Here is a 14222-nt window from a genome sequence, read left to right as displayed (position 1 = left end):
AACCCACCGCCAGAACGGCGGTGAGGAGATAGACGGACGTGAAATAAATCACGGCCCATCTTGCACATAGCTGCGCAGGAATCCATACTCTCTTCACCTATACGGTGAGCACCACGACGAATCCGCCAAGATATCTAGTCGTTGGTGCTCTTTTTTTTTGCCCCGCCGTCAGTGGCTAGGGGTCTTCTCTTCGGCCTCGGGGCCGTCCAACTCCAGCTTGAACTGTGGATGCTCTATACCGGCGTCCAACTCGCTCAGATACTGCATAACCGCCTTGCGTAACACCGCTGAGGTGTTAGTGCCGCGTGCGCGCATGGCCGCGTCGAAACGGCGCTTTATGCGGTCGTCAACCTTGGTAGCCATGATGGTTTGCGCGTGAGCGGTCATAGTCGTTTTCGTTTCCGGGGTTATACCGTTTAACTCAACGGCTAAATCTAGTGGTTAAACCGTTTAACGTCAAGACGCCCGCCACCTTCACAGCTGGGGTTGTAAGCCGGAAACCCAGAAATTTCCGTCAGCCGATCAACATGGCTTGTCTCGCGCTTGGTCGATGAGTTCCTGCATCGCCCGCATGACTTCTTCGTGGGTGTACGACTTGGCGTTGGGGTCGTCGGCCTCTCGGAGAGCTTCCTCGACCTCGCGGGTCATCCGCGCATATTCTTCCGGCCACAGCGCTTGCTCCATGCGCAGCGACGCCTGCCCAAGCAGGTGCAGCAGGCCGAACAGCCGCATGTCATTGGTGGCGACGACGTGCTCTCGAATCCGCTCCTGGATCACCTCGCAGGCCCGATGCGCCTCTGGCGTCGCCGTGCCCTCGTAGCCGGCTGGGAGTTCTGCTTCTTCAGCGATTCGCGCCCAAGCGATAGCCAGCGCCTCGATGGTGGACAGGTTCATTTGCTCATCCACTTGCGCAGCAGACGCTTTTTCAGGGAGGCGCGCTCTTGCGGATTGCGTCCCTTGTGGTTGGCAATGCGATCCGCCGTGGCGGCCTGGCGCTTGATGGGCCAGTAGGAGCGGCCATCCTTACCCATCGACCAGACGTTGCTGACCTGGTTTTCCAGTAGAGGCAGATGGGCGCATAGAGCTTCCGGCGACGCGCTGGCCAGCGCGGTGCGCTCGTGAGTTCGCCAGCGCTGATGCCAGAGTTTCTTGTCCTCGCGCTCGCTACGGCAGGTCGTGTGCCCAACGATGGGCGTTTTGCGGCGGCTGCGGCTCATGATGTGGTTGTCTCCAAGAACATTCAGGACAGGCTTTCTGGGTAGAGCGCCGTCAACCGGGACAGGGTTTCTTGCACTTGTTCCAGCGAGGTCATCAGATGATCAACCTGATCCTGAAGATCCACGGCGAGATCAAATAGCTCAGCCACTCGGCTGCGTAATCCCTCGTTGAACGCGGCCATTGCCAGTTGATGCAGCTTCAACAGGTCGGTGCGCAGTTGTGGAGGTGCGCCGTCTGCGCTGTCATTCAAATCGCCGCGCAGCACGTCCACGGCATCGACTGCACGCAGCAGTGCCGTGGTATCGAAATTCTCGGGAGTCAGTTCGTCCCATTCGTCGTCGGTGATGCGGGCTGCCATCAGGAGGGCTCCGATTAAGCGGTTGCGAGCGTTAGATGCCCGATCGGCTCGGCTGCTGGCCGTACCTTGATTTCGATGTCGTAGCCGAGGCGATTCAGACAATCCATCAGCTTGCGTTCGGATAGATTGGTGAAGTCGCCGCGCATCATGCCCGACACCTTCGGTTGCGGGATGCCCATGCGTTTGGCCGCCGCTTGTTGAGTCAGCCCAAGGGCGCGCATGGCCCTCCTGATCTCGACCACCAGGCCGGTCTTGATCTTGAGCTTTTCAGCGTCAGGCAGTCCAAGGTCGGCAAAGACGTTGCCCGAGCTGCGCTGAACCTCGACGCCTTCAATGATTCGTTTTTGCATTTCGTAGCTCCTGTGCCAATACCTCGGCCACCTTCAGCCGAGCGCGGATGATGTCCATGTCGGCCTTTGGCGTGGCGATCCCGCTCTTGCTCTTCTTCTGGAAGCAGTGCAGGACGAACACCGCTTCCGCAAACTTGACCGTGTATACCGCTCGATAGGTGCCGCCGGCATCGTCTTCGACGACCTCCAGCACGCCGGCACCACCGAACCCCTTGAGCACCTTTGCTGCGTCATCCTGATCGCCTATCTGCGCCAACGAGAGCGCGTAACCGAAACGGCGACGCACGTCGGACGTGCAACGCCATCAAATCCTTGTGGCTGCTCGCGATCCATTCGAGCGGTTTTTCTTTGTTTGTCATGACGGAATTTTATACCTGTTCAGGTAATGATGTAAACGCGGCAACCTCAAGGAGGTGTCGTAAAACATTTGTTTTGCGACAGGCTGTCAGCCGCCGCTGTGCTTGTCATTTTCAGAAGACGACTGCACCAGTTGATTGGGCGTAATGGCTGTTGTGCAGCCAGCTCCTGACAGTTCAATATCAGAAGTGATCTGCACCAATCTCGACTATGCTCAATACTCGTGTGCACCAAAGCGAGGTGAGCATGGCGACGGACACCCCACGGATTCCAGAACAAGGCGTGGCCACTCTGCCTGATGAGGCTTGGGAGCGTGCGCGCCGTCGTGCGGAGATCATCAGTCCGTTGGCGCAGTCGGAGACGGTCGGGCACGAAGCGGCCGATATGGCGGCTCAGGCGCTGGGCTTGTCTCGGCGCCAGGTATACGTTCTGATCCGGCGTGCCCGGCAAGGCAGCGGCCTCGTGACGGATCTGGTGCCCGGCCAGTCCGGTGGAGGTAAAGGTAAGGGGCGCTTGCCGGAACCGGTCGAGCGCGTCATCCACGAGCTACTGCAAAAGCGGTTCCTGACCAAGCAGAAGCGCAGCCTAGCGGCCTTTCACCGCGAAGTCACTCAGGTGTGCAAGGCTCAAAAACTGCGAGTGCCGGCGCGCAATACCGTGGCCTTACGGATCGCTAGCCTTGACCCGCGCAAGGTCATCCGCCGGCGGGAAGGCCAGGATGCCGCTCGTGACCTACAAGGTGTGGGCGGCGAGCCTCCTGCCGTGACCGCGCCGCTGGAGCAGGTGCAGATAGACCATACGGTCATCGACCTGATCGTGGTCGATGACCGCGACCGGCAACCTATTGGCCGCCCGTACCTGACCCTCGCCATCGACGTGTTCACCCGCTGCGTGCTCGGCATGGTCGTCACGCTGGAAGCGCCGTCTGCCGTTTCGGTTGGCCTGTGCCTCGTGCATGTCGCCTGCGACAAGCGCCCTTGGCTGGAAGGACTGAACGTGGAAATGGATTGGCAGATGAGCGGCAAGCCCTTGCTGCTCTACCTAGACAACGCGGCCGAGTTCAAGAGCGAGGCCCTGCGCCGGGGTTGCGAGCAGCATGGCATCCGGCTGGACTATCGCCCGCTGGGACAGCCGCACTATGGCGGCATCGTGGAACGGATCATCGGCACGGCGATGCAGATGATTCACGACGAACTGCCGGGAACGACCTTCTCCAACCCTGACCAGCGCGGCGACTACGATTCCGAAAACAAGGCCGCCCTGACGCTGCGCGAGCTAGAGCGCTGGCTCACATTGGCGGTCGGCACCTACCACGGTTCGGTGCACAACGGCCTGCTCCAACCGCCGGCCGCGCGCTGGGCCGAGGCCGTGGCGCGTGTCGGCGTACCGGCCGTCGTCACACGCGCTACTTCGTTCCTGGTCGATTTTCTGCCGATCCTCCGGCGCACGCTGACCCGCACCGGCTTTGTCATCGACCACATCCACTACTACGCCGATGCGCTCAAGCCGTGGATTGCGCGGCGTGAACGCTGGCCGTCCTTTCTGATCCGGCGCGATCCGCGCGACATCAGCCGTATCTGGGTCCTGGAACCGGAGGGACAGCATTACCTGGAAATTCCCTACCGTACCTTGTCGCATCCGGCTGTCACCCTCTGGGAACAACGGCAGGCGCTGGCGAAACTGCGGCAGCAAGGGCGCGAACAGGTGGATGAGTCGGCGCTGTTCCGCATGATCGGCCAGATGCGTGAGATTGTGACCAGCGCGCAGAAGGCCACACGCAAGGCGCGGCGTGACGCGGATCGCCGCCAGCACCTCAAGACATCAGCTCGGCCGGACAAGCCCGTTCCGCCGGATACGGATATTGCCGACCCGCAGGCAGACAACTTGCCACCCGCCAAACCGTTCGACCAGATTGAGGAGTGGTAGCCGTGGACGAATATCCCATCATCGACCTGTCCCACCTGCTGCCGGCGGCCCAGGGCTTGGCCCGTCTTCCGGCGGACGAGCGCATCCAGCGCCTTCGCGCCGACCGCTGGATCGGCTATCCGCGCGCAGTCGAGGCGCTGAACCGGCTGGAAGCCCTTTATGCGTGGCCAAACAAGCAACGCATGCCCAACCTGCTGCTGGTTGGCCCGACCAACAATGGCAAGTCGATGATCGTCGAGAAGTTCCGCCGCACCCACCCGGCCAGCTCCGACGCCGACCAGGAGCACATCCCGGTGTTGGTCGTGCAGATGCCGTCCGAGCCGTCCGTGATCCGCTTCTACGTCGCGCTGCTCGCCGCGATGGGCGCGCCGCTGCGCCCACGCCCACGGTTGCCGGAAATGGAGCAACTGGCTCTGGCACTGCTGCGCAAGGTCGGCGTGCGCATGCTGGTGATCGACGAGCTGCACAACGTGCTGGCCGGCAACAGCGTCAACCGCCGGGAATTCCTCAACCTGCTGCGCTTCCTCGGCAACGAACTGCGCATCCCGTTGGTTGGGGTAGGCACGCGCGACGCCTACCTAGCCATCCGCTCCGATGACCAGTTGGAAAATCGCTTCGAGCCGATGATGCTGCCGGTATGGGAGGCCAACGACGATTGCTGCTCACTGCTGGCCAGCTTCGCCGCTTCGCTCCCGCTGCGCCGGCCTTCCCCAATTGCCACGCTGGACATGGCTCGCTACCTGCTCACACGCAGCGAGGGCACCATAGGGGAACTGGCGCACTTGCTGATGGCGGCGGCCATCGTCGCCGTGGAGAGCGGCGAGGAAGCGATCAACCATCGCACACTCAGCATGGCCTGTCGACAACCTCTCGCGCAACCAAGACATCGCGGTCGGACTGCAAGTGATCTTGAAGCCACGGGCCCGTCCCACCCCGACATGGACCTCGATGCCCGAACGGACGTTAGATTTCGAGTTCTAGGCGTTCTGCGATGAAGGTTGGATCCCAGCCGGGATTGAAAGTGTCGACGTGGGTGAATCCGAGCCGCTCGTATAGGCCACGCAGGTTCGGGTGGCAGTCGAGCCGCAGCTTGGCGCACCCCTGCGTTCGCGCGGCATGGCGGCAAGCCTCGATCAGCGCGGAGCTGACACCCCGGCCCGCATGTGTCCGTCGCACCGCGAGCTTGTGCAGATATGCGGCCTCCCCCTTGAGGGCGTCGGGCCAGAACTCGGGATCCTCGGCCGACAAGGTGCAACAGCCGACGATGCCGTCGCTGCAACTCGCGACTAGGAGCTCGGATCTCAGGACGAAGGTCTCCGCGAATGTCCGGTCGATCCGCGCGACGTCCCAGGCGGGCGTTCCCTTGGCGGACATCCACGCCGCAGCGTCGTGCATCAGCCGCACAACCTCGTCGATATCACCCGAGCAGGCGACCCGAACGTTCGGAGGCTCCTCGCTGTCCATTCGCTCCCCTGGCGCGGTATGAACCGCCGCCTCATAGTGCAGTTTGATCCTGACGAGCCCAGCATGTCTGCGCCCACCTTCGCGGAACCTGACCAGGGTCCGCTAGCGGGCGGCCGGAAGGTGAATGCTAGGCATGATCTAACCCTCGGTCTCTGGCGTCGCGACTGCGAAATTTCGCGAGGGTTTCCGAGAAGGTGATTGCGCTTCGCAGATCTCCAGGCGCGTGGGTGCGGACGTAGTCAGCGCCATTGCCGATCGCGTGAAGTTCCGCCGCAAGGCTCGCTGGACCCAGATCCTTTACAGGAAGGCCAACGGTGGCGCCCAAGAAGGATTTCCGCGACACCGAGACCAATAGCGGAAGCCCCAACGCCGACTTCAGCTTTTGAAGGTTCGACAGCACGTGCAGCGATGTTTCCGGTGCGGGGCTCAAGAAAAATCCCATCCCCGGATCGAGGATGAGCCGGTCGGCAGCGACCCCGCTCCGTCGCAAGGCGGAAACCCGCGCCTCGAAGAACCGCACAATCTCGTCGAGCGCGTCTTCGGGTCGAAGGTGACCGGTGCGGGTGGCGATGCCATCCCGCTGCGCTGAGTGCATAACCACCAGCCTGCAGTCCGCCTCAGCAATATCGGGATAGAGCGCAGGGTCAGGAAATCCTTGGATATCGTTCAGGTAGCCCACGCCGCGCTTGAGCGCATAGCGCTGGGTTTCCGGTTGGAAGCTGTCGATTGAAACACGGTGCATCTGATCGGACAGGGCGTCTAAGAGCGGCGCAATACGTCTGATCTCATCGGCCGGCGATACAGGCCTCGCGTCCGGATGGCTGGCGGCCGGTCCGACATCCACGACGTCTGATCCGACTCGCAGCATTTCGATCGCCGCGGTGACAGCGCCGGCGGGGTCTAGCCGCCGGCTCTCATCGAAGAAGGAGTCCTCGGTGAGATTCAGAATGCCGAACACCGTCACCATGGCGTCGGCCTCCGCAGCGACTTCCACGATGGGGATCGGGCGAGCAAAAAGGCAGCAATTATGAGCCCCATACCTACAAAGCCCCACGCATCAAGCTTTTGCCCATGAAGCAACCAGGCAATGGCTGTAATTATGACGACGCCGAGTCCCGACCAGACTGCATAAGCAACACCGACAGGGATGGATTTCAGAACCAGAGAAAGAAAATAAAATGCGATGCCATAACCGATTATGACAACGGCGGAAGGGGCAAGCTTAGTAAAGCCCTCGCTAGATTTTAATGCGGATGTTGCGATTACTTCGCCAACTATTGCGATAACAAGAAAAAGCCAGCCTTTCATGATATATCTCCCAATTTGTGTAGGGCTTATTATGCACGCTTAAAAATAATAAAAGCAGACTTGACCTGATAGTTTGGCTGTGAGCAATTATGTGCTTAGTGCATCTAACGTTGAAGTAACCGGCGCTGCGCGGTTTTATCGCGCAGCGTCCGAGTTGACTGCCGGGTTGGGCGGTAACGCTTCAATAGAGCGAAGGATTGCCCGCACGATTGCCTCCCTCTTGAAAAGATCATCCATTCTGTTTGGCGTATCAATATTCAGTGCGAAGAATACGGAGCCAGTCGGCCACTCAACCCATCCTACCCACCAACCCATACGGCCTTCCCAGCCCGTCTTTGCACGCAGTATCCAGTTGCGACCGGCTTCCACAATCATGAGATCCTTGACCAAGCGCTGATGTTCTACCCGAAAGGGCAGCTCGTTACGATAGAGCTTCCTGAGAAATGCAATTTGCTCCTGCGCCGAGATTGCAAGGCTGCCTTCTATCCAGTAATCGCCATTACTTGTCGAAGGATCGGCGTTGCCATAGTCGATTTTCTTCAAATAGCGCCGAGCTTTGTCATCACCAATTTCCTTTGCAAATAGCTCATACACCCAAACAGTAGAATTCCGCATTGCTGATCGCAAATCTTGGTCTTGATTGTGGCCTGCAAAGCCCCTGTTAACGCCGTCCCATCGAAAAATCTGGAACTCATCACGAACAGCGCCTGCATCAAGTGCAAAAAGTGTATGAGGTATCTTGAATGTCGATGCAGGCGAGTAGCGTTTCTTCGATCGCACAGGATCAAAAACCAACATGGCACGATCCGCTTGGCGTTCGTCTGCCACAACTATCGTGCCTTTGGCTTGAAATTCGCTGAAAAACTTCCTCCAGTCAGAACGTTCTAGCGTGCCTTCTTGCGCATGCGCGAAAGTGGCAAGAGAAAAAATGGAGAAAAGTATCGCGAAGATTCGGATTGCCATTAACTTTTCCTTAATGCCCAACACCTGAGTTAAGCCGCGCCGCGAAGCGGCGTCGGCTTGGACGAATTGTTAGGCCGCATATCGCGACCTGAAAGCGGCACGCAAGACCTCAACCTTTTCCGCCCCGAGTGAGGTGCATGCGAGCCTGTAGGACTCTATGTGCTTTGTAGGCCAGTCCACTGGTGGTACTTCATCGGCATAGTAAAAGTAATCCCAGATGATCGCCTCCCAGCTGTTACAACGGACTGGCCGCCCGGCGATGACGCCCTCAGCCGCCTCTGGGCACGAGCCCTGCGGAGCCTCCGCGATTTCATACGCTTCGTCTGCCCACCAAGCAGGTTCGCAGTCAAGTAACTCATCCCCGATCTCCGCTAAGAATCCATAGTCCAACTCCTCCATGACGCGCCCGCCGAGCATTTCAACTATTGCCTCGAGCTCGCCGCGCCTCTCGCCGGGAAACGTCAGATCAATATCATCGTGCTTGCGTGTTACACGCCCTAGCCGTGCATCGATCGCCCAGCCCCCACCGATCCAGAGCGGCAGATTTCGCTCATCTGCCGCAGCTAGAATTTTGTGTATCAATGTGACCTGCGTTGTGTCCATGCGGCCTAACTAAAAACTTAACAGGCAATGCCCCACAACAAAATAGAAATGTGCAAGGTTGCCAAAATTATCAAAAATTGCCCCATAATTGGCTGGGGCATTGTCCTTGTTGAAGTACAAGTTAGGGAGTTTTGCCTACTGCACTGACTGTAAACTGCATTTGATATTCAAAAAGCAAAATATTAGGAACGACGGATGCCGCATAGCGCAATTTTTCCGAAAGCTCCGCAGCCATGTTATTAATCTGTTCCATTGTTTTACTCTTTGATTAAACTTTTCCACATCCAAATATCTGGTTTGTTTTTACCATTGGCATTTGGAATTATTCCAACAATATAATAACCATTCTTCTGATAAAACTCATATGGATGTTTATTAATATTTTTAATATTTTTTATTGAATCAAATATATTATCTTCTGTTATAGTTATTAAAGAGAGACTTGTTCTATAGTATTCATCATCTGTTCCTAAAGCGATTCCAATAATACCTTGCTCTCTAGCTCTGTTTTCTAATTCCTTAAGCAGGATCTTGCCAATACCTTTATTTTGATAATCTGGTCTGACAACCAATGGATGCAATTCCCAGGTTTCCTTGTACATTGGCCTTAAGCCTATCCAGCCAACTAAGGAGTTATTTATTAGCAGACCGAAACAAAGGTTTGGACTCTCAATACATTCTTTTACTTCTTTTGTTGCACTCGTCATATCTGGCCATGAATTGTTACCAAGATCATTGAACGCTTCTGTTAGTATATTTGCTGCTTCTAACTGATAATTGCTGCATTCCGCAATATTCACAATTTGATAATTCATCTCTTCCTCTTTGTATTCGCGCCGCAATAGCGGCGTCGCCCTAACGCCGAGTTCAGCGGCAGTTTTTAAGTTGTGGTTTTATGGAATACTTTTGCGCAGCAAAACCATAAAGCCGCGACTTAAAAACTGTCCAGCGCACGAAGTGCGCGGTGCTGCAACGACTTGTTAGAAATTTAGTTACTTGGTGATGATGTTTTTTTACTTTCTTTAAGCCCTTTAAGGGCTTGTTCCCATGTACGTTTCATTAGTGATGCGTCCCCTTTTTCACTATGACTTGAAACAACAAGCTTTGCTTTGCCATATTTAGACATTAATATTTTGGCGGACTTTGGCCAAGCTTCTAAATTTGCGTCACCTAAATTGCCAAGACCGTGAGGTTTAATAAAGCAACCACCGAATAAAATTTTACTTTCAGGCAACCAAACCACTAGGTTATCTTGAGTGTGACCTGGGCCAGGGTAGAAAACTTCAATTTTATTTTTAACTAGCCAATAGCTAACTTCGCTAAATGAATATTTAGCTTGTACCTTACCGGATTTTTTCAAAAGTTCATTTGTTAATTCAGATGCATACGTGGGAATAGATTGAGAATTAAGCCACTCTATTCCTCCTGTGCTGTCGCTATGGAAATGTGATGAAATAGTGCCTTTGATTTCATAGCCGCGCTCCACAAACCAATTGACTAATTTTTCAGTGTCTGTAGCAGTAAATGGAGTGTCAATTAGATAGGCGTCTGTGTTTACAAGCACCACTAAACCGTGTTTAGTAACAACCCCCCAACCGTTAACCTCTTCGAACGATGTATGAACAAAAACACCTTCTTCAAGCTTCTCGATTTTTAAATCAGGTAAAGCCGCTCCTGCGGCAGTAATGCTACAAAAGAAGCATACACATAAAACAAATAATTTCTTCATACCTTTCCTTTTCTAACGCTTTGCTCACCGGAAAATGGCGAGCGCCAGCGAGTTGTTTTTCCGGTGCAGCAGCTTGTTGTACTACGCAACTCATAGCTTTGACGTTTGATTCTTCAACGCTTGTATAATTACCGGCCAGTCCTCGTGATGTAATTCATGCCCCGTGCCATTCAGTGTAACTAGTTTCGAATCGCGAATCGCATCCTTCAGTGCCAACCCATGTGCATAAGGAAGCACAGGATCTTCTGTACCATGAATGATTAGTGTTGATGCAGTGATCTCATTTAATCGCCCGAGCCACTCTTCGCCACCACCTAAGGTAGTGTGATTGAACGTCGTTAGTATATTTGGCGTACGATCAAAGTTTAATTGAGCGATCTGGCGAATCTTTTCAGCATCAAATACATGGGCTGTACCTGAGTTGATTCGCCACGCACCGACCTGATACTCCACTACCGAATCTTTATCAGACCAGTCAAGTGATCCCGCCTGTTGGTGATACTCCATTATTGCAGGATCAAAAGGGGGCATATCTGGGTCTGCCTCCGCAAGACGCTCTGAAGCGATCAGGGTTAAACTCTTTACCCGATCCGGATACTTGAGAGCTACAAGCTGGGATAGAAACCCTCCCAGAGACATGCCAACCAGATGCGCAGCATCCAGACCATAACCACCAATAATGCGAACCACATCATCTGCTAATTCTTCAACCGAATATGAAGCCTGGCCTGGCTCATAACTAGTTGACTTTCCCGTGTCACGATGATCGTATCGGATCACATAGCGATCCATCGAGGCCAACTGGGCACAAAAATCATCAGGCCACCATACAGCTGACGACATTGCCCCCATCACCAAAATAATGGGTTCATGGGCTGAGTTACCGAATGATTCGGTATAGAGTGAAATATCGTTATCATTAACTACTTTTGCTTCCATAGTATTGCCTTCAGGTTTCTCGTACAACTTTGTTTTAGGGCGACTGCCCTGCTGCGTAACATCGTTGCTGCTCCATAACATCAAACATCGACCCACGGCGTAACGCGCTTGCTGCTTGGATGCCCGAGGCATAGACTGTACAAAAAAACAGTCATAACAAGCCATGAAAACCGCCACTGCGCCGTTACCACCGCTGCGTTCGGTCAAGGTTCTGGACCAGTTGCGTGAGCGCATACGCTACTTGCATTACAGCTTACGAACCGAACAGGCTTATGTCCACTGGGTTCGTGCCTTCATCCGTTTCCACGGTGTGCGTCACCCGGCAACCTTGGGCAGCAGCGAAGTCGAGGCATTTCTGTCCTGGCTGGCGAACGAGCGCAAGGTTTCGGTCTCCACGCATCGTCAGGCATTGGCGGCCTTGCTGTTCTTCTACGGCAAGGTGCTGTGCACGGATCTGCCCTGGCTTCAGGAGATCGGAAGACCTCGGCCGTCGCGGCGCTTGCCGGTGGTGCTGACCCCGGATGAAGTGGTTCGCATCCTCGGTTTTCTGGAAGGCGAGCATCGTTTGTTCGCCCAGCTTCTGTATGGAACGGGCATGCGGATCAGTGAGGGTTTGCAACTGCGGGTCAAGGATCTGGATTTCGATCACGGCACGATCATCGTGCGGGAGGGCAAGGGCTCCAAGGATCGGGCCTTGATGTTACCCGAGAGCTTGGCACCCAGCCTGCGCGAGCAGCTGTCGCGTGCACGGGCATGGTGGCTGAAGGACCAGGCCGAGGGCCGCAGCGGCGTTGCGCTTCCCGACGCCCTTGAGCGGAAGTATCCGCGCGCCGGGCATTCCTGGCCGTGGTTCTGGGTTTTTGCGCAGCACACGCATTCGACCGATCCACGGAGCGGTGTCGTGCGTCGCCATCACATGTATGACCAGACCTTTCAGCGCGCCTTCAAACGTGCCGTAGAACAAGCAGGCATCACGAAGCCCGCCACACCGCACACCCTCCGCCACTCGTTCGCGACGGCCTTGCTCCGCAGCGGTTACGACATTCGAACCGTGCAGGATCTGCTCGGCCATTCCGACGTCTCTACGACGATGATTTACACGCATGTGCTGAAAGTTGGCGGTGCCGGAGTGCGCTCACCGCTTGATGCGCTGCCGCCCCTCACTAGTGAGAGGTAGGGCAGCGCAAGTCAATCCTGGCGGATTCACTACCCCTGCGCGAAGGCCATCGGTGCCGCATCGAACGGCCGGTTGCGGAAAGTCCTCCCTGCGTCCGCTGATGGCCCAGACCGTGTAAAAACGTTGGCATCGTCCTTGCTGTGATTTGATGGATTCAAAATCAGCGGGGGACGCCAATGAAGCGCTTTATCCAGGGAGAGCACCGAGGGCAAAGCACACTGCTTCCCGAGAGCTTGGATGACTACGTGGCGGACACCAACCCGGTGCGGGTGGTCGATGTTTTCGTCGATGAACTCGACCTTGGCCTACTGGGTTTCGAGGGTGTCGTCCCGGCGGAAACCGGCAGACCCGCCTACCATCCTGCTGACCTGCTGAAGATCTACATCTACGGTTACCTCAACCGTATCCAGTCCAGTCGACGTCTCGAACGCGAGAGTCAGCGCAACGTTGAGTTGATGTGGCTGACCGGACGTTTGATGCCGGACTTCAAGACCATCGCCAACTTCCGCAAGGATAACGGCAAGGCAATCCGCGGCGTCTGTCGGCAGTTCGTGGTGCTGTGCCAGCAACTTGGCCTGTTCTCTGAAGCGCTGGTAGCCATTGATGGCAGCAAGTTCAAGGCGGTCAACAACCGTGACCGCAATTTCACCAGCGCCAAGCTTCAGCGGCGAATGGAGGAGATCGAGTCCAGCATCAACCGTTACCTGACCGCACTGGATACCGCTGATCGCCAGGAACCGGCCGTGGCGCAGGTCAAAGCCGAACGCCTCCACGACAAGATTGCGACCTTGAAAACTAAGCTGCGGGAGCTCAAGGAAGTCGAGGTACAGCTCAACGAAACACCGGATAAACAGATCTCCCTGACCGATCCCGATGCCCGCTCAATGAAGACCCGGGGCAGCGGAATAGTCGGCTACAACGTGCAGGCGGCGGTCGACGCGAAGCACCACCTGATCGTGACCCACGAGGTCACGAACGACGGGGTCGATCGAGACCAACTGAGCTCCATGGCCAAGCAAGCGCGAGAGGCCATGGGTGTCGAGGAACTCTCGGCGGTCGCAGACAGAGGGTATTTCAAAGGCGAAGAAATCCTGGCGTGCCATGAGGCTGGAATCACCGTTTTCGTGCCCAAGACGCTGACCTCGGGAGCGACAGCGGCTGGTCGCTTCGGCAAAGGTGATTTCATCTATGACGCAGCCAAGAACGAGTATCGATGCCCGGCTGGGCAAAGCCTGATCTGGCGGTTCTCAAGCGTCGAAAAAGGGCTGAAACTGCACCGCTACTGGAGTTCGCATTGCCAGGGTTGTGCGTTGAAAGAGCACTGTACGCCTAGCTCAGAGCGCCGAGTGAGCCGATGGGAGCATGAGGCAGTGCTCGAAGCGATGCAGAGTCGCCTGGATCAAGCGCCTGAAATGATGCGAATCCGCCGTCAGACGGTCGAGCACCCGTTCGGCACGCTGAAGAGCTGGATGGGCGCCACCCACTTCCTCACCAAGACTCTCGACCGAGTGAGTACCGAGATGAGCCTGCATGTGCTCGCCTACAATCTCAAACGCGTGTTGAACGTGCTGGGCAGCGGTGCCCTGATGGCAGCGATGAAGGCCTGAGGCCTGTTCTACGACTCGTACCGCCCTCCAGCAGGCGTACTGAAGCCGAAAGTGCCATAGCAACCAGAATTATCGATTGCGCCTGATTGGGCCTCCGACGGCCTCCTAGACGCTGAGAAAATCCCCGGAAGTTGATGGTCATCGTTTGCTGCGTTTTTACACGGTCTGGGCCGGCAGCAGCCCGTCGTTGCCTGATGGATCCAACCCCTCCGCTGCTATAGTG

18 protein-coding genes and 2 pseudogenes are annotated in these 14222 nt (G+C 56.1%); 5 read left to right on the top strand and 15 right to left on the bottom strand.

Translation table 11 applies throughout. The annotated features are described in order from the left end of the window. Positions 1-168: 168 nt before the first annotated feature. From ACVWSC_RS29390 to ACVWSC_RS29365, 6 genes and pseudogenes are all read right to left on the bottom strand, one after another. Entirely contained in the window at positions 169-387 is a 219-nt protein-coding gene (locus ACVWSC_RS29390; RefSeq protein WP_182275393.1) for a ribbon-helix-helix domain-containing protein, read from the bottom strand. Positions 388-522: 135 nt separating this feature from the next. Further along, positions 523-894, bottom strand: coding sequence for a hypothetical protein (locus ACVWSC_RS29385; protein WP_023294894.1), 372 nt, complete (start codon positions 892-894; stop codon positions 523-525). Continuing rightward, positions 891-1217 (bottom strand): hypothetical protein, encoded by a 327-nt coding sequence (locus ACVWSC_RS29380; RefSeq protein ID WP_000091614.1) that lies wholly within the window; start codon positions 1215-1217, stop codon positions 891-893. Before ACVWSC_RS29380 ends, ACVWSC_RS29385 begins: the two co-directional genes overlap by 4 nt. 23 nt (positions 1218-1240) lie before the next feature. Further along, positions 1241-1576: a transposase gene (locus ACVWSC_RS29375; protein WP_104729580.1), complete on the bottom strand. Its 336-nt coding sequence runs from the start codon at positions 1574-1576 to the stop codon at positions 1241-1243. Between the two features lie 14 nt (positions 1577-1590). Further along, positions 1591-1926, bottom strand: coding sequence for a helix-turn-helix domain-containing protein (locus ACVWSC_RS29370; RefSeq protein ID WP_001172026.1), 336 nt, complete (start codon positions 1924-1926; stop codon positions 1591-1593). Then, positions 1907-2285: pseudogene (locus ACVWSC_RS29365) on the bottom strand (type II toxin-antitoxin system RelE/ParE family toxin). Before ACVWSC_RS29365 ends, ACVWSC_RS29370 begins: the two are co-directional and overlap by 20 nt. 104 nt (positions 2286-2389) lie before the next feature. On the opposite strand from ACVWSC_RS29365, the pseudogene ACVWSC_RS29360 reads away from it, so the two are divergent. From ACVWSC_RS29360 to ACVWSC_RS29350, 3 genes and pseudogenes are all read left to right on the top strand, one after another. Then, positions 2390-2455: pseudogene (locus ACVWSC_RS29360) on the top strand (hypothetical protein); the annotation flags it as partial. Between the two features lie 74 nt (positions 2456-2529). Then, the gene (locus ACVWSC_RS29355) at positions 2530-4209 is read left to right on the top strand and encodes a Mu transposase C-terminal domain-containing protein (protein WP_000179844.1); all 1680 of its coding nucleotides are present in this window, start codon (positions 2530-2532) and stop codon (positions 4207-4209) included. A 2-nt stretch (positions 4210-4211) separates the two neighbouring features. Beyond that, entirely contained in the window at positions 4212-5204 is a 993-nt protein-coding gene (locus ACVWSC_RS29350; protein ID WP_001381192.1) for a TniB family NTP-binding protein, read from the top strand. Here the strand turns inward: ACVWSC_RS29350 and ACVWSC_RS29345 are convergent. The 9 genes from ACVWSC_RS29345 to mle form a co-directional block, all read right to left on the bottom strand. Then, entirely contained in the window at positions 5173-5673 is a 501-nt protein-coding gene (locus ACVWSC_RS29345; protein ID WP_000376623.1) for a GNAT family N-acetyltransferase, read from the bottom strand. The two genes, ACVWSC_RS29350 and ACVWSC_RS29345, sit on opposite strands and share 32 nt — an antisense overlap. A 127-nt stretch (positions 5674-5800) precedes the next feature. Continuing rightward, on the bottom strand, positions 5801-6640 hold the full coding sequence (gene sul1, locus ACVWSC_RS29340; protein WP_000259031.1) for a sulfonamide-resistant dihydropteroate synthase Sul1: 840 nt from the start codon (positions 6638-6640) through the stop codon (positions 5801-5803). Next, positions 6634-6981 (bottom strand): quaternary ammonium compound efflux SMR transporter QacE delta 1, encoded by a 348-nt coding sequence (locus tag ACVWSC_RS29335; RefSeq protein ID WP_000679427.1) that lies wholly within the window; start codon positions 6979-6981, stop codon positions 6634-6636. The genes sul1 and ACVWSC_RS29335 overlap by 7 nt, the downstream gene beginning before the upstream one ends. 135 nt (positions 6982-7116) lie before the next feature. Continuing rightward, positions 7117-7944, bottom strand: coding sequence for an oxacillin-hydrolyzing class D beta-lactamase OXA-2 (locus tag ACVWSC_RS29330; RefSeq protein ID WP_001007673.1), 828 nt, complete (start codon positions 7942-7944; stop codon positions 7117-7119). A gap of 69 nt (positions 7945-8013) precedes the next feature. Next, complete coding sequence (gene aadB / locus ACVWSC_RS29325; RefSeq protein ID WP_000381802.1) at positions 8014-8547, bottom strand: aminoglycoside nucleotidyltransferase ANT(2'')-Ia; 534 nt, start codon at positions 8545-8547, stop codon at positions 8014-8016. 121 nt (positions 8548-8668) lie between these two features. After that, positions 8669-8800, bottom strand: a complete 132-nt coding sequence (locus ACVWSC_RS29320) for a hypothetical protein (RefSeq protein WP_442114401.1) — start codon at positions 8798-8800, stop codon at positions 8669-8671. Between the two features lie 4 nt (positions 8801-8804). Next, on the bottom strand, positions 8805-9362 hold the full coding sequence (locus tag ACVWSC_RS29315) for an aminoglycoside 6'-N-acetyltransferase AAC(6')-Ia (RefSeq protein ID WP_013136949.1): 558 nt from the start codon (positions 9360-9362) through the stop codon (positions 8805-8807). Between the two features lie 173 nt (positions 9363-9535). Then, a complete protein-coding gene (locus ACVWSC_RS29310; protein ID WP_042862936.1) occupies positions 9536-10276 on the bottom strand; it encodes a subclass B1 metallo-beta-lactamase IMP-13 in 741 nt (246 codons plus the stop codon). Positions 10277-10366: 90 nt separating this feature from the next. Beyond that, entirely contained in the window at positions 10367-11422 is a 1056-nt protein-coding gene (gene mle / locus ACVWSC_RS29305; RefSeq protein ID WP_442114400.1) for an alpha/beta fold macrolide esterase, read from the bottom strand. On the opposite strand from mle, the gene intI1 reads away from it, so the two are divergent. Next, positions 11379-12392 (top strand): class 1 integron integrase IntI1, encoded by a 1014-nt coding sequence (intI1, locus tag ACVWSC_RS29300; RefSeq protein ID WP_000845048.1) that lies wholly within the window; start codon positions 11379-11381, stop codon positions 12390-12392. The two genes, mle and intI1, sit on opposite strands and share 44 nt — an antisense overlap. 176 nt (positions 12393-12568) lie before the next feature. After that, positions 12569-13999, top strand: a complete 1431-nt coding sequence (locus ACVWSC_RS29295; protein WP_023098450.1) for an IS1182-like element ISPa7 family transposase — start codon at positions 12569-12571, stop codon at positions 13997-13999. The last annotated feature ends 223 nt before the right edge of the window (positions 14000-14222 follow it).

The sequence above is a fragment of the Pseudomonas sp. NUPR-002 genome (assembly GCF_056322725.1).
Note: the sequence above shows the minus strand (reverse complement) of the source record. Positions and strands in the feature narration are given on the sequence as shown.

Bases quoted from the DNA above. Each gene is read 5' to 3' on its own strand.
- ACVWSC_RS29390 (WP_182275393.1), bottom strand. From the start codon at position 387: ATGACCGCTCACGCGCAAACCATCATGGCTACCAAGGTTGACGACCGC.
- ACVWSC_RS29385 (WP_023294894.1), bottom strand. From the start codon at position 894: ATGAACCTGTCCACCATCGAGGCGCTGGCTATCGCTTGGGCGCGAATC.
- ACVWSC_RS29380 (WP_000091614.1), bottom strand. From the start codon at position 1,217: ATGAGCCGCAGCCGCCGCAAAACGCCCATCGTTGGGCACACGACCTGC.
- ACVWSC_RS29375 (WP_104729580.1), bottom strand. From the start codon at position 1,576: ATGGCAGCCCGCATCACCGACGACGAATGGGACGAACTGACTCCCGAG.
- ACVWSC_RS29370 (WP_001172026.1), bottom strand. From the start codon at position 1,926: ATGCAAAAACGAATCATTGAAGGCGTCGAGGTTCAGCGCAGCTCGGGC.
- ACVWSC_RS29355 (WP_000179844.1), top strand. From the start codon at position 2,530: ATGGCGACGGACACCCCACGGATTCCAGAACAAGGCGTGGCCACTCTG.
- ACVWSC_RS29345 (WP_000376623.1), bottom strand. From the start codon at position 5,673: ATGGACAGCGAGGAGCCTCCGAACGTTCGGGTCGCCTGCTCGGGTGAT.
- sul1 (WP_000259031.1), bottom strand. From the start codon at position 6,640: ATGGTGACGGTGTTCGGCATTCTGAATCTCACCGAGGACTCCTTCTTC.
- ACVWSC_RS29335 (WP_000679427.1), bottom strand. From the start codon at position 6,981: ATGAAAGGCTGGCTTTTTCTTGTTATCGCAATAGTTGGCGAAGTAATC.
- ACVWSC_RS29330 (WP_001007673.1), bottom strand. From the start codon at position 7,944: ATGGCAATCCGAATCTTCGCGATACTTTTCTCCATTTTTTCTCTTGCC.
- aadB (WP_000381802.1), bottom strand. From the start codon at position 8,547: ATGGACACAACGCAGGTCACATTGATACACAAAATTCTAGCTGCGGCA.
- ACVWSC_RS29320 (WP_442114401.1), bottom strand. From the start codon at position 8,800: ATGGAACAGATTAATAACATGGCTGCGGAGCTTTCGGAAAAATTGCGC.
- ACVWSC_RS29315 (WP_013136949.1), bottom strand. From the start codon at position 9,362: ATGAATTATCAAATTGTGAATATTGCGGAATGCAGCAATTATCAGTTA.
- ACVWSC_RS29310 (WP_042862936.1), bottom strand. From the start codon at position 10,276: ATGAAGAAATTATTTGTTTTATGTGTATGCTTCTTTTGTAGCATTACT.
- intI1 (WP_000845048.1), top strand. From the start codon at position 11,379: ATGAAAACCGCCACTGCGCCGTTACCACCGCTGCGTTCGGTCAAGGTT.
- ACVWSC_RS29295 (WP_023098450.1), top strand. From the start codon at position 12,569: ATGAAGCGCTTTATCCAGGGAGAGCACCGAGGGCAAAGCACACTGCTT.